The sequence below is a fragment of the Staphylococcus sp. M0911 genome, from assembly GCF_003491325.1.
GTDB classification, from domain to species: Bacteria; Bacillota; Bacilli; order Staphylococcales; family Staphylococcaceae; genus Staphylococcus; species Staphylococcus warneri_A.
In genome coordinates this window covers 2,201,624-2,215,717 of the sequence record NZ_CP022881.1, presented here as the reverse complement: position 1 = coordinate 2,215,717, position 14,094 = coordinate 2,201,624, and the positions used below count along the sequence as shown (strand labels likewise).

Sequence of the window (14,094 nt, the reverse complement as noted above, 5' to 3'; positions counted from 1 at the left end):
TTTATTGATAATTGTAGAAAAGCATTAATTAATAAAAATTAAAATTTACATATTATTACGAAAAAATGACTTTATCGAATTGAATTATGAATACTTTTAAAAAATTAATTAAAGCATTAACATTTAATTTGTCATTATGAAAGTGTCAGTTTAAAATAGATTTGTTCTTAAATATAACGGAGGTGCGAAATTGGCCAAGAAAAAGATAATATTCGAATGTATGGCATGTGGCTATCAATCTCCAAAATGGATGGGAAAGTGTCCTAATTGTGGTGCATGGAACCAGATGGAAGAAATAGTAGAAAAAGCAGCCAACCCTAAACATGGTGTTAAATCTAAAGAAGCAGCAGGAAAAGTACAAACATTAGATAGTATCAAAAATGAATCAACACCACGTATTCTTACAGAATCTAAAGAATTTAACCGTGTACTTGGTGGAGGGATTGTCAATGGATCATTAGTGTTAATAGGCGGAGATCCAGGAATTGGGAAATCCACGTTACTTCTACAAATTTGTGCCTCACTCTCACAATCTAAAAATGTTTTATATATAACAGGTGAGGAATCAATTAACCAAACCAAATTACGTGCAGATCGTTTAGAAGAAGATTCAAGTCAATTACAAGTATTAGCTGAAACAGATTTAGAAGTCATCTATCAAACAGTTAAAGACATTAATCCGGACTTACTAGTCGTCGACTCTATCCAAACGATATACCATCCAGAAATCAGTTCTGCACCAGGGTCTGTGTCACAAGTTAGAGAAAGTACGCAAAGTTTAATGAATATAGCTAAACAAATGAATATAGCTACATTTATTGTTGGACATGTTACAAAAGAAGGTCAAATTGCTGGACCAAGATTACTTGAACATATGGTGGATACTGTATTGTACTTCGAAGGTGATGAACATCATGCTTATCGAATACTAAGAGCAGTTAAAAACCGTTTTGGTTCGACAAATGAGATGGGAATATTTGAAATGAAACAGAGTGGTCTTAAGGGTGTTCTGAACCCTTCAGAGATGTTTTTAGAAGAACGTTCAACTAACGTGCCAGGTTCAACAATTGTTTCAACTATGGAAGGTACAAGACCACTACTTATTGAAGTACAGGCGCTTGTAACACCGACTACATTTAATAATCCACGTCGTATGGCTACTGGTATCGATCACAATCGTTTAAGCCTATTAATGGCAGTTTTAGAGAAAAAAGAAAATTATCTACTACAACAACAAGATGCTTATATTAAGGTTGCTGGTGGCGTAAAATTAACTGAACCTGCAGTTGATTTAAGTATCATCGTCGCTACAGCTTCAAGCTTTAAAGATAAAGCTGTAGACGGCTTAGACTGCTTTATTGGTGAGGTAGGTCTAACAGGAGAAGTAAGGCGGGTTGCTAGAATAGAACAACGTGTGCAAGAAGCGGCTAAGTTAGGGTTTAAGAGAGTTATTATTCCACAAACTAATATTGGTGGTTGGACTTTCCCTGAAGGTATTAAAGTAGTAGGCGTTTCATCAGTACACGAAGCATTAAAATACGCATTTAATTCATAAATGATTTGAAAGAGAGGGGGTAAAAAATGAACCCATTAAGATTAATGGTTGTAGCTATTTATATGATTATTGGTGCGACTTTAGGAATCATTATTATTCCAGAAGTTGTGAATGATTTAGGATTTAACCAATTTCCAATTTTGACGAATCATTATATTGACGGACTCATTGGGATTATTGTATTTTTTATTATTTTTGGTTTCTTTATCAAACAAATTACATTTGCTTTTAAAGACTTAGAACATACAATCATGAAGCGTAGTGCTGTAGAAATATTATTTGCTACAATTGGCTTAATTATTGGACTACTAATCTCTGTAATGATTTCATTTATTTTAGAATTAATAGGGAATTCAGTTTTAAATCATTTTATTCCAATTATTATTACAATGATTTTATGTTATTTTGGCTTTCAATTTGGCTTAAAAAAGAGAGACGAAATGCTTATGTTTTTGCCAGAAAACATCTCACGTTCAATGTTTCAACATTCATTTAAAGCAATCCCTAAAATCATCGACACAAGTGCCATTATTGACGGGAGAGTTATAGATATTATGAAATGTGGATTTATGGACGGAGAGGTACTTATTCCACAAGGTGTGATTAATGAACTACAAGTCATCGCTGATGCTAATGATAGTGTTAAACGAGAAAAAGGACAAAGAGGTTTAGATAAACTGAATCAAATATATGATTTAGAATATCCCACACGTGTAATACACCCAACAAAATCACATAGTGATATAGATACTTTGTTGATTAAATTAGCAAAACAGTATCACGCACATATTATTACAACAGATTTCAATCTTAATAAAGTTTGTCACGTACATGGAATAAGTGCGTTAAACGTTAATGATTTATCTGAAGCGATTAAACCCAATGTACACCAAGGAGACCATTTAAATATCTTACTTACTAAGATGGGGAAAGAGCCAGGTCAAGGAGTTGGTTATTTAGACGATGGTACTATGGTTGTTGTTGATAATGCTAAGAAATTGATAGGACAACATGTTGATTTAGAAGTTATTAGTTTATTACAAACATCATCAGGACGTATTGTCTTTGCTAAAATCTTAAATGAAATAACGGAAGAATGATTATTGTATATGGAAAATCAGTTTCATGTGAAACGAGTTGAAAACCTAGTAGTATGAATACACGAAAAATGAAGGCTAGTAACTTATCAAAGTAGCGTAGAAGTGCTACAATTGTTTCTGACACAATTTGTATTATCAATGATTCATGTTTGACAGATAGACATTATATTTATCATAAAAACTAAATCATAGATAAACATTCGTTACATATTCAATAAGGAAAGTTGAATGAATATTGTTACAATATATAAATATCGATAATTAAAAACTACAGGAGTGGATAAAATGAGTGAACGCGTAAGAGTAAGATACGCACCAAGTCCAACAGGATACTTGCATATCGGTAATGCACGTACTGCCTTATTTAACTATTTATTTGCTAAGCACTATGGCGGCGATTTTGTAGTGCGTATTGAAGATACTGATAGTAAACGTAATTTAGAGGATGGAGAATCTTCACAATTCGATAACTTAAAATGGTTAGGATTAGAATGGGACGAATCAGTTGATAAAGATAAAGGTTATGGACCATATCGTCAATCTGAACGTGCAGATATCTATAACCCACTTATTAAGCAATTATTAGATGAAGATAAAGCTTATAAATGTTATATGACTGAAGAAGAATTGGAAGCAGAACGTGAAGCGCAAATTGCACGTGGAGAAATGCCAAGATACGGTGGTCAACATGCTCACTTAACAGAAGAGCAACGTCAACAATTCGAAGCGGAAGGTCGTCAACCATCAATTAGATTCCGTGTACCTAAAGATAAAACATATACTTTTAATGATATGGTTAAAGGTGAAATTTCATTTGATTCAAATAATATGGGTGACTGGGTTATCGTGAAAAAAGATGGTGTGCCAACATATAACTTTGCCGTAGCCATTGATGATCATTACATGGAAATCAGTGATGTTATACGTGGTGATGACCATGTTTCAAATACGCCTAAACAATTAATGATTTATGAAGCATTTGGATGGGAAGCACCTAGATTTGCTCATATGTCACTTATTGTTAATGAAGAACGTAAGAAACTAAGTAAACGTGATGGACAAATTTTACAATTCATCGAGCAATATCGTGATTTAGGTTATTTACCAGAAGCGTTATTTAACTTTATTACATTATTAGGTTGGTCACCTGAAGGTGAAGAAGAAATTTATTCTAAAGAAGAATTCATTAAAATTTTTGACGAAAAACGATTATCTAAATCACCTGCATTCTTTGATAAACAAAAATTAGCATGGGTTAATAACCAATATATGAAACAAAAAGATACTGAAACAGTATTTGAATTAGCACTACCACATTTAATTAAAGCTAACTTAATCCCAGAAAACCCTTCTGAAGAAGATTTAGATTGGGGACGTAAACTTGTTGCTTTATATCAAAAAGAAATGAGTTATGCTGGTGAAATCGTTCCACTTTCAGAAATGTTCTTCAATGACATGCCTGAATTTGGAGAAGAAGAAAAAGAAGTAATCAATGGCGAACAAGTGCCAGAACTAATGACACACTTATATGGCAAATTAGAAGCACTTGAACCATTCGAAGCAGCGGAAATTAAAAAAACGATTAAAGAAGTACAAAAAGAAACTGGCATTAAAGGTAAACAATTGTTTATGCCAATTCGAGTTGCGGTGACAGGACAAATGCATGGTCCTGAATTACCAAATACAATTGAAGTGCTTGGTAAAGATAAAGTATTATCACGTTTGAAAGAATATATCTAAGCATATTGATAAAATCAAAAAAGTTGAAATTCACACTTGAAAAATTATAATTTAACACATAATATTGAATGTAATAAGTGAATTAAAACAAAGGATTAGTAATTAAATAGTACATGATGCAGAGAGTGTGCGGTGGCTGCGAGCACAACATGGAAATTAATGAATGCACCTTTGATAGTTAAATTATATATGGATTAAATGAGAGTAAATTTATGTGATATAATACATTGAATTGATGTATATACAAAGATTTACTGAACGAAGAGTGGAACCGTGCTTATGCGCCTCTAACCCAAAAGTTAGAGGTGCATTTTTTATTTTATTCAAATATACAAATTAAAGAACTAATATTAGTTGTAAAGCTAAGGGGGAGAATGTTTTGTTAAGAAGAATGAGAGACGATATAAAAATGGTGTTTGAACAGGATCCAGCGGCACGCTCAACTATTGAAGTTGTTACAACATATGCAGGATTACATGCGGTATGGAGTCATTTGATTGCGCATAAATTATATAATAATCAGCGTTATGTAGCTGCCAGAGCTATTTCACAAATATCAAGATTTTTTACAGGTATTGAAATTCATCCTGGAGCTAAAATTGGTAAACGTTTATTTATCGACCATGGTATGGGCGTAGTGATTGGTGAAACGTGCACGATTGGGGATAATGTAACGATATATCAAGGTGTAACTTTAGGTGGGACTGGTAAAGAAAAAGGTAAAAGACATCCAGATATCGGGGATAATGTCCTTATCGCAGCTGGGTCAAAGGTTTTAGGCAATATTCAAATTAGTTCTAACGTAAATATAGGTGCGAATTCAGTAGTGTTACAATCAGTACCAAGTTATTCTACAGTTGTAGGTATACCTGGCCATATTGTAAAACAAGATGGTAAACGTATTGGTAAAACATTCGATCATCGTAATTTACCTGATCCATTATTTGAACAAATTAAACACTTAGAAAGACAACTTGAAAAAACAAGAAACGGAGAGATTCAAGATGATTACATTATATAATACGTTAACACGTCAAAAAGAAACATTTGAACCAATAGAACCAGGTAAGGTTAAAATGTATGTTTGTGGTCCAACCGTGTATAACTATATTCATATTGGGAATGCTAGACCGGCGATAAATTATGACGTTGTGCGTAGATATTTTGAATATAAAGGTTATGAAGTGGTATATGTATCCAACTTTACAGATGTCGACGACAAATTAATCAAACGTTCAAAAGAATTAAATGAAAGTGTTCCTGAAATTGCAGATAAATATATTAAGGCATTCTATGAGGACGTAGGTGCACTGAATGTTAAAAAAGCAACATCAAATCCAAGAGTTATGAATCATATGGATGAGATCATTAATTTCATCAAAAAATTAGTGGATGAAGGATATGCCTATGAAAGTAATAGCGATGTCTATTTCAGAACTCGTCAATTTAAAGACTATGGTAAATTAAGTCATCAATCAATTGATGATTTAAAAGTAGGTGCACGTATTGAAGCTGGCGATCAGAAGGAAGATGCACTTGATTTCACTTTATGGAAAAAGGCTAAGCCAGGTGAAATTAGTTGGGAAAGTCCATTTGGAGAAGGTCGTCCAGGTTGGCATATAGAATGTTCAGTTATGGCATTTCATGAACTAGGCCCAACTATTGATATTCATGCAGGTGGATCAGATTTACAATTTCCTCACCATGAAAATGAAATTGCACAATCTGAAGCACATAACCATGCACCATTTGCTAACTATTGGATGCATAATGGCTTTATCAATATTGATAATGAAAAAATGAGTAAGTCATTAGGTAACTTTATTTTAGTACATGATATTATCAAAGAAATTGACCCAGATGTATTAAGATTCTTTATGATTAGTGTTCATTATCGTAGCCCAATCAACTATAATTTAGAACTTGTGAGCGCTGCTAAAAGTGGGCTTGAACGTATTAGAAATAGTTACCAACTTATCGAAGAAAGAGAAGCTATCGCGACAGATATAGATAATCAGGAAGAATATATCAATCAAATTGATCAAATTTTAGAAAACTTTGAAACAGTAATGGATGACGACTTTAACACTGCTAATGCAGTAACAGCATGGTATGATTTGGCTAAATTAGCGAATCGATATGTTTTAGAAAACGTAACATCTACAAACGTAATTGCTAAATTTAAAGAAGTATATCGAATATTCAGTGATGTCTTAGGAGTTCCGCTAAAAGGAAACCAACAAGATGATCTATTGGACGAAGAAATTGAAAAATTGATAGAAGAGCGAAATGAAGCTCGCAAAAATAAAGACTTCGCACGTGCTGATGAAATTAGAGATCATTTAAAAGAACAAAATATTATTTTAGAAGATACACCTCAAGGTGTTAGATTTAAACGTGGATAATATGAATATTAAATTACTGAACCCGTTAACATTAGCCTATATGGGAGATGCCGTTTTAGATCAACATGTTCGAGAATATATCGTACTCAAATTACGAAGTAAACCCAATCGATTACATCAAATGTCTAAGTTATATGTGTCAGCGAAAAGCCAAGCACAGACACTTGAAACACTTATTGGTGAGGCATGGTTTACTGAAGAAGAAATGGATATATTAAAAAGAGGGCGCAATGCCAAAAGTTATACTAAAGCTAAAAATACAGACGTTCAAACGTATCGTAAAAGTTCTGCATTAGAAGCGGTAATTGGCTTTTTGTATTTAGAACATAGAGAAGAACGATTGAAAGCATTACTAAATAAAATCATAGAAATAGTTAACGAGAGGTCGTGAGTACGTGGAAGATATAGTCATTGTTGGTAGACATGCAGTAAAGGAAGCCATTATTTCAGGTCATTCTATAAATAAAATTTTGATTCAAGACGGTATAAAAAAACAACAAATTAACGATATTTTAAAAAATGCAAAAGATCAAAAACTAATAGTACAAACAGTACCAAAATCCAAATTAGATTTCTTATCAACTGCACCTCATCAGGGTGTAGCAGCATTAGTAGCACCATATGAATATGCAGATTTTGATCAATTTTTAAAGCAACAAAAAGAAAAAGATGGTTTATCTACGGTTATCATACTAGATGGATTAGAAGATCCTCATAATCTCGGATCAATCTTAAGAACGGCTGACGCATCAGGTGTGGATGGCGTGATTATTCCTAAACGTCGTTCTGTTTCATTAACTCAAACGGTTGCTAAAGCATCTACAGGTGCAATTCAACATGTGCCAGTGATTAGAGTAACAAACTTAGCCAAAACCATTGATGAATTAAAAAGCAACGGTTTTTGGGTCGCTGGTACAGAAGCGAATAACGCAACAGATTATAGAGACTTAGAAGCTGATATGTCATTAGCAATTGTAATTGGTAGTGAAGGGCAAGGTATGAGTAGATTAGTAAGTGATAAATGTGATTTTTATATTAAAATTCCTATGGTCGGTCATGTGAATAGTTTAAATGCATCTGTTGCTGCTAGTTTAATGATGTATGAGGTATTCCGTAAAAGACACTCGAACGGAGATAAATAATGAAAGAACGTTATTTAATAATTGATGGGTATAACATGATTGGTCAATCACCAACGTTAAGTAAAATTGCCAAGGAAAACTTAGAAGAGGCGAGAGAACAACTCATTGATGCGATTGCAAACTATAATGCTGTTATTGCCGATGAAATTGTTTGTGTCTTTGATGCTTACGAACAATCCGGCATAGAAAGAGAATATATGTACCATGGCGTGAAAACAGTATTTACTAAAGAAAAGGAAACGGCAGATAGTTTTATTGAACGATATGTGTATGAATTATACGATAAACATACAACGCATATTACAGTTGTGACGAGTGATATGAGCGAACAACATGCTATTTTTGGTTCAGGCGCTTATCGCGTATCTTCAAGAGAAATGTGGAGAGATTTGAGAGAAAATCAAATAACGGTGAGTAAATCCCTCGAAGATATTACAGAAACAAAGCCAAGAACTCGAATTCCGCTATCAGAAGACATACTTGCAGAATTTGAAAAAATACGAAGAGGAAACCACAAAAAAGACTGATTTTGCATCATTGTTATTTAGAAAGTGTTTCATATAAAATAGCCTTAAAATTTTGAAAGGCAACTATGGTATGACACAAAAGAATAACAACATAAAACAGCAATCAGTATTATTATCAAAGTCACAAAAAATAGATTTAGAATTAAAAGCTATCCTTCAACAATTCAATTCTTTTATTGTGGGTAGAATTAATTACATTTCTCAAAATGATTTTGAAAAAGACGACCTCTATCAAGAAGTACTCATCAAACTATATCTAGCACTTAAACGCCAACAGTTTCAATATGATGATTCGTTTATAAAATATATATCGCGCCTCATCAAATCAGTGAAATGTGATTACTATCGACGGTATTATACTCAACAAAAGCGGTTTACGAATGTAGTGAATGATGCTGTGGTTGAATATCAAACGAATTTGCTTGACCATGATCGAGTTGAAAAAGAAATCTTAACATGTGAAGCAATCAAACTATTAAATGATGCGTGTGAGAAATTAACTAAACAAGAACGAGAAGTATTTGAGTTATATAGTAAAGGTTATAAACCAAAAGAAATTGCACGTTTACTAAATATAAAAGACAAAGTAGTTTACAATGCGATACAACGTTGTAAAATGAAAATAAGACATCATTTAGAATATAGATTAAAATAATAGTGTAGTGTGACGACAGTCTGTTCCCACTAATACTTACTGTGATAGTCATATATCAGTTTGACATTCGTATTTAGATTTATGTATAGTAGACTGGTATATTAATGAGTAAAGGTGAATGAAAGTGAAAAAAGTACCCTTGAATTGTGAAGAGTGTGGCAATAGAAATTATCATGTACCCAAAAAAGAAGGTTCAGCAGAACGATTGACCCTTAAGAAATACTGTTCAAGATGCAATGCTCATACAGTACATAAAGAATCAAAATAAACAATAATCAAATATTTAATGGCTATTGTTAAAGATTTGGAGGTTTTATTAGTGGCTAAAAAAGAAAGCTTTTTTCAAGGTGTAAAATCAGAAATGGAAAAGACAAGTTGGCCAACTAAAGAAGAATTGTTTAAATATACTGTTATAGTAGTATCAACAGTAATATTCTTCTTAGTCTTTTTCTATGCCTTAGATTTAGGAATTACAGCATTGAAAAATTTATTAATAGGTTAGGAGTGGCGACATGTCTGAAGAAGTAGGCGCAAAGCGTTGGTATGCAGTGCATACATACTCAGGATATGAAAATAAAGTTAAAAAGAATCTTGAAAAAAGAGTAGAATCAATGAATATGACAGAACAAATCTTTAGAGTTGTCATACCTGAAGAAGAAGAAACACAAGTTAAAGATGGTAAAGCAAAAAAACTTGTGAAGAAAACATTCCCTGGTTATGTGCTAGTTGAACTTGTAATGACAGATGAGTCATGGTACGTAGTAAGAAATACACCAGGTGTGACTGGATTTGTCGGTTCAGCTGGAGCTGGTTCAAAACCTAACCCATTACTACCAGAAGAAGTTCGCTTTATTCTTAAACAAATGGGATTAAAAGAAAAAACAATCGATGTAGAGTTAGATGTTGGAGAACAAGTACGCATTAAATCTGGACCATTCGCAAACCAAGTTGGAGAAGTTCAAGAGATTGAAGCTGAAAAATTCAAATTAACTGTTTTAGTTGACATGTTTGGACGTGAAACACCAGTAGAAGTAGAATTTGATCAAATCGAAAAATTATAGTGAGATGCTTTAACGTTTTTAAATGTAAAAGTTGAAATTTTACTATTGCTTTTTGAAATAAAAAAGTGTTAAAATAATGTGGTCGCGCTTTTAGAGCGTTCATTTCGTCACGAAATGTTAAGAGTGGGAGGGCAAAACTGAGCCCTGTGACCACATCACGATATCAAGGAGGTGCACATCGTGGCTAAAAAAGTAGAAAAAGTAGTTAAATTACAAATTCCTGCAGGTAAAGCAAACCCAGCACCACCAGTTGGTCCAGCATTAGGTCAAGCAGGTGTGAATATTATGGGATTCTGTAAAGAGTTCAATGCACGTACTCAAGAACAAGCAGGTTTAATCATTCCGGTAGAAATTAGTGTATATGAAGACCGTTCATTTACATTCATTACAAAAACTCCACCGGCTCCAGTACTACTTAAAAAAGCAGCTGGCGTTGAAAAAGGTTCAGGCGAACCTAACAAAAACAAAGTTGCTTCAGTAACTAAAGATCAAGTACGTGAAATTGCTAATAGCAAAATGCAAGACTTAAATGCTGCTGACGAAGAAGCAGCTATGCGTATTATCGAAGGTACTGCTCGTAGTATGGGAATCACTGTAGAATAATAAGCAATCAAATTTAATTTGAAATGAACTGATTTAGACGATAAAAGCAGGTAACAGAATAGGTAAACAATCCATATTGTCTATGACATCTTATTACACTTTGGTCTCTGTGGCTAATTTGATTAAGACACTATCTGTTATCTGCTCTTAACTTGTGGCTAACACAAGTAAATGTGGGAGGAAATTCCGCTAAAACCACTAAAGGAGGAACAATAAATGGCTAAAAAAGGTAAAAAGTATCAAGAAGCAGCTAATAAAGTTGACCGTACTCAATACTATAGTGTTGAAGAAGCAATCAAATTAGCTAAAGAAACAAGCATTGCTAACTTTGACGCATCGGTTGAAGTTGCATTCCGTTTAGGAATTGATACACGTAAAAATGACCAACAAATCCGTGGTGCAGTTGTACTACCAAACGGAACTGGTAAATCACAACGTGTATTAGTATTCGCAAAAGGTGACAAAATCACTGAAGCTGAAGAAGCAGGCGCAGATTACGTAGGTGAATCTGATTACGTACAAAAAATCCAACAAGGTTGGTTCGACTTTGACGTAGTAGTTGCTACTCCAGACATGATGGGCGAAGTTGGTAAACTTGGTCGTGTATTAGGACCTAAAGGTTTAATGCCAAACCCTAAAACTGGTACTGTAACTATGGATGTTAAAAAAGCTGTTGAAGAAATCAAAGCTGGTAAAGTTGAATACCGTGCTGAAAAAGCTGGTATCGTACATGCTTCTATCGGTAAAGTTTCATTTAGCGATGAAAAATTAGTTGAAAACTTCAAAGCCTTACAAGATGTATTAGCAAAAGCTAAACCATCTTCATCTAAAGGTACTTACTTCAAATCTGTTGCTGTTACAACAACAATGGGTCCTGGAGTTAAAGTTGATACTGCTTCATTCAAACTATAATTTAAATATATTTAAATTACATCAAGCCTAGGACAATGAATGTTCTAGGCTTGATTTTTGAAAGAGAAAATTGACGATTTTTATAAGCGTTGTATTTTAATTGTATTTAAGTAAACAATATGTAGTCAGCATCTGAGTTATTCGATTTCAAAATATAATTGGATCCTGACCATTTTGGCCTGACTATACTAAGGGATCAAAAATATCAGAATTACTCAGAGAAACTTTAAGCAATAAAATGCATAGGAATAGGAACGCCTGAGCAAAGCTCATGCATAAGAAACTCTAAGCATTAAAATGCAAAGAGTTTCTAAAAATATATTGACATATTACAATTAAACGGTTATATTAATTATTGTGATTATTTTACCTAAGACAGTAGGAGTTATTTGATAACTTAAAAACCGATCCTGCCGAGGCTAAAATTGACTTGAACGTGACTATTAAACTTTCAAGCACTTTTTGCCGTGGGTAGAAAGTGCTTTTTTTATTAATCTTAAAAAAAGCACCGAAAAATACTAAATGGAGGTGTCTGAATGTCTGCTATCATTGAAGCTAAAAAACAATTAGTTGATACTATTGCTGATCAACTTAAAAACTCAGTTTCAACAGTGATCGTTGACTACCGTGGATTAACAGTAGCTGAAGTTACTGAATTACGTAAACAATTACGTGAAGCTGGTGTTGAGTATAAAGTATACAAAAACACAATGGTACGTCGCGCAGCTGAAAAAGCTGGAATCGAAGGCTTAGATGAATTCTTAACAGGTCCAACTGCTATTGCAACTTCAACTGAAGATGTTGTAGCTCCAGCAAAAGTTATTGCAGGATTTGCTAAAGAACATGAAGCTTTAGAAGTTAAATCAGGCGTTATGGAAGGAAATGTTATTTCAGCAGAAGAAGTTAAAACTGTTGGTTCATTACCTTCACACGACGGTCTTGTATCTATGCTTTTATCTGTATTACAAGCTCCAGTACGCAACTTCGCTTATGCGGTTAAAGCTGTTGGAGAACAAAAAGAAGAAAGCGCTGAATAATTGCGCATAAAAAATTAAAAATAACGGAGGAATTATAAAATGGCTAATCAAGAACAAATCATTGAAGCAATTAAAGAAATGTCAGTTTTAGAATTAAACGATTTAGTAAAAGCAATTGAAGAAGAATTTGGTGTAACTGCAGCAGCTCCAGTAGCAGCAGCAGGTGCAGCTGGCGGCGGAGAAGCAGCAGCTGAAAAAACTGAATTTGATGTTGAATTAACTTCAGCTGGATCTTCAAAAATCAAAGTTGTTAAAGCTGTTAAAGAAGCAACTGGCTTAGGATTAAAAGATGCTAAAGAATTAGTAGACGGAGCTCCTAAAGTAATCAAAGAAGCTATGCCTAAAGAAGACGCTGAAAAACTTAAAGAACAATTAGAAGAAGTTGGAGCTACTGTAGAATTAAAATAGTTCTAGTTTCCTAACTAAATAATATGGTTATCGATTTTGAATCGTAGCCACATTCTTTGAGAAGTTAAAAACCCCGTTATCGCGATAACGGGGTTTTTAATTCATTTATAGCTAAATTTATAATGATAGGAATGCAAAAGACTAATAGAGGTGAAGACATGAGTCATTACTACGACGAAAATCCGGATGTAAAAAGTGATGAAAAGCATATTACTTATGAATGTTATCAACATTCTATTAATTTAATAACAGATAATGGTGTATTTTCTAGAGATAAAGTAGATTTTGGATCAGATTTACTAATCCAATCATTCTTGAAGGCAAATCCTCCTGGACCAAGTAAAACGATTGCAGATGTAGGTTGTGGATATGGGCCGATTGGGTTGATGATCGCCAAAGTATCACCGCACCACCAGATTACAATGTTAGACGTCAATCGTAGAGCATTAGAATTAGCTAAAAAGAATAAAAAGAAAAATCATATTGAAAATGCGGATATTTTTGAAAGTGATGGTATGACTCAGGTTGATGATAACCAATTTGATTTTGTATTAACAAATCCGCCAATCAGAGCGGGTAAAGCTGTCGTTCATCGTATTTTTGAAGAAGCGTATCAAAAACTGAAAAGCAATGGCGAATTATATGTTGTTATTCAAAAAAAGCAAGGTATGCCTTCGGCTAAAAAGAAAATGGATGAATTATTTAACAATGTGGAAGTTGTGAATAAAAGTAAAGGATACTATATATTGAAAAGCGTAAAAGCTTGATTTAAAAGTATTATTCTGATATAGTTATAAAATGTAAAAATTTATGTTCAATAAGTGTGTACTTTTACGCAAAAACAAATAAGTAAATCAAGATAAATATAGAATAGAAAATGGTGTCATCTGAAGTGTTGCCGTTTTCTTTTTGTCTTTAAATCTTGTGATACTCTTTGTTTTATTAGTAA

At 33.4% G+C, this 14,094-nt stretch carries 17 protein-coding genes and 1 other annotated feature; all 17 genes read left to right on the top strand.

All coding sequences use genetic code 11. The features are described from left to right. Positions 1 to 190: 190 nt before the first annotated feature. Positions 191 to 1,555, top strand: a complete 1,365-nt coding sequence (gene radA, locus ssp1_RS10785; RefSeq protein ID WP_002451201.1) for a DNA repair protein RadA — start codon at positions 191 to 193, stop codon at positions 1,553 to 1,555. A gap of 26 nt (positions 1,556 to 1,581) precedes the next feature. Continuing rightward, positions 1,582 to 2,655 (top strand): PIN/TRAM domain-containing protein, encoded by a 1,074-nt coding sequence (locus ssp1_RS10780; RefSeq protein WP_118828222.1) that lies wholly within the window; start codon positions 1,582 to 1,584, stop codon positions 2,653 to 2,655. 285 nt (positions 2,656 to 2,940) lie between these two features. Further along, positions 2,941 to 4,395, top strand: coding sequence for a glutamate--tRNA ligase (gene gltX / locus ssp1_RS10775; RefSeq protein ID WP_002451203.1), 1,455 nt, complete (start codon positions 2,941 to 2,943; stop codon positions 4,393 to 4,395). A 391-nt stretch (positions 4,396 to 4,786) separates the two neighbouring features. Then, positions 4,787 to 5,416 (top strand): serine O-acetyltransferase, encoded by a 630-nt coding sequence (gene cysE / locus ssp1_RS10770; RefSeq protein ID WP_171970107.1) that lies wholly within the window; start codon positions 4,787 to 4,789, stop codon positions 5,414 to 5,416. Continuing rightward, positions 5,400 to 6,800: a cysteine--tRNA ligase gene (cysS, locus tag ssp1_RS10765; RefSeq protein WP_075777926.1), complete on the top strand. Its 1,401-nt coding sequence runs from the start codon at positions 5,400 to 5,402 to the stop codon at positions 6,798 to 6,800. Before cysE ends, cysS begins: the two co-directional genes overlap by 17 nt. A gap of 1 nt (position 6,801) precedes the next feature. Further along, a complete protein-coding gene (locus tag ssp1_RS10760) occupies positions 6,802 to 7,191 on the top strand; it encodes a Mini-ribonuclease 3 (protein ID WP_037552091.1) in 390 nt (129 codons plus the stop codon). 4 nt (positions 7,192 to 7,195) lie between these two features. Next, complete coding sequence (gene rlmB / locus ssp1_RS10755; protein WP_049423914.1) at positions 7,196 to 7,942, top strand: 23S rRNA (guanosine(2251)-2'-O)-methyltransferase RlmB; 747 nt, start codon at positions 7,196 to 7,198, stop codon at positions 7,940 to 7,942. Beyond that, positions 7,942 to 8,469 (top strand): NYN domain-containing protein, encoded by a 528-nt coding sequence (locus ssp1_RS10750; protein WP_002465578.1) that lies wholly within the window; start codon positions 7,942 to 7,944, stop codon positions 8,467 to 8,469. The genes rlmB and ssp1_RS10750 overlap by 1 nt, the downstream gene beginning before the upstream one ends. A 70-nt stretch (positions 8,470 to 8,539) precedes the next feature. Next, positions 8,540 to 9,124: a sigma-70 family RNA polymerase sigma factor gene (locus tag ssp1_RS10745; protein ID WP_075777924.1), complete on the top strand. Its 585-nt coding sequence runs from the start codon at positions 8,540 to 8,542 to the stop codon at positions 9,122 to 9,124. A 124-nt stretch (positions 9,125 to 9,248) separates the two neighbouring features. Continuing rightward, the gene (gene rpmG / locus ssp1_RS10740) at positions 9,249 to 9,392 is read left to right on the top strand and encodes a 50S ribosomal protein L33 (RefSeq protein ID WP_002451211.1); all 144 of its coding nucleotides are present in this window, start codon (positions 9,249 to 9,251) and stop codon (positions 9,390 to 9,392) included. A 51-nt stretch (positions 9,393 to 9,443) separates the two neighbouring features. After that, positions 9,444 to 9,626, top strand: coding sequence for a preprotein translocase subunit SecE (gene secE / locus ssp1_RS10735; protein ID WP_002451212.1), 183 nt, complete (start codon positions 9,444 to 9,446; stop codon positions 9,624 to 9,626). Between the two features lie 10 nt (positions 9,627 to 9,636). Continuing rightward, the gene (gene nusG, locus ssp1_RS10730) at positions 9,637 to 10,185 is read left to right on the top strand and encodes a transcription termination/antitermination protein NusG (protein WP_002451213.1); all 549 of its coding nucleotides are present in this window, start codon (positions 9,637 to 9,639) and stop codon (positions 10,183 to 10,185) included. A gap of 180 nt (positions 10,186 to 10,365) precedes the next feature. After that, on the top strand, positions 10,366 to 10,788 hold the full coding sequence (gene rplK / locus ssp1_RS10725) for a 50S ribosomal protein L11 (RefSeq protein WP_002451214.1): 423 nt from the start codon (positions 10,366 to 10,368) through the stop codon (positions 10,786 to 10,788). 216 nt (positions 10,789 to 11,004) lie between these two features. After that, positions 11,005 to 11,700 carry a 50S ribosomal protein L1 gene (rplA, locus tag ssp1_RS10720; protein WP_002451215.1) on the top strand — a complete coding sequence of 232 codons (696 nt, stop codon included), beginning with the start codon at positions 11,005 to 11,007 and terminating at the stop codon, positions 11,698 to 11,700. A 351-nt stretch (positions 11,701 to 12,051) separates the two neighbouring features. Then, positions 12,052 to 12,197 (top strand) — a sequence feature (ribosomal protein L10 leader region). A gap of 39 nt (positions 12,198 to 12,236) precedes the next feature. Next, entirely contained in the window at positions 12,237 to 12,737 is a 501-nt protein-coding gene (rplJ, locus tag ssp1_RS10710; RefSeq protein WP_002451216.1) for a 50S ribosomal protein L10, read from the top strand. A 39-nt stretch (positions 12,738 to 12,776) separates the two neighbouring features. After that, positions 12,777 to 13,145 (top strand): 50S ribosomal protein L7/L12, encoded by a 369-nt coding sequence (rplL, locus tag ssp1_RS10705; RefSeq protein WP_002451217.1) that lies wholly within the window; start codon positions 12,777 to 12,779, stop codon positions 13,143 to 13,145. 158 nt (positions 13,146 to 13,303) lie between these two features. Then, a complete protein-coding gene (locus ssp1_RS10700) occupies positions 13,304 to 13,912 on the top strand; it encodes a class I SAM-dependent methyltransferase (protein ID WP_002451218.1) in 609 nt (202 codons plus the stop codon). Positions 13,913 to 14,094: the final 182 nt, after the last annotated feature.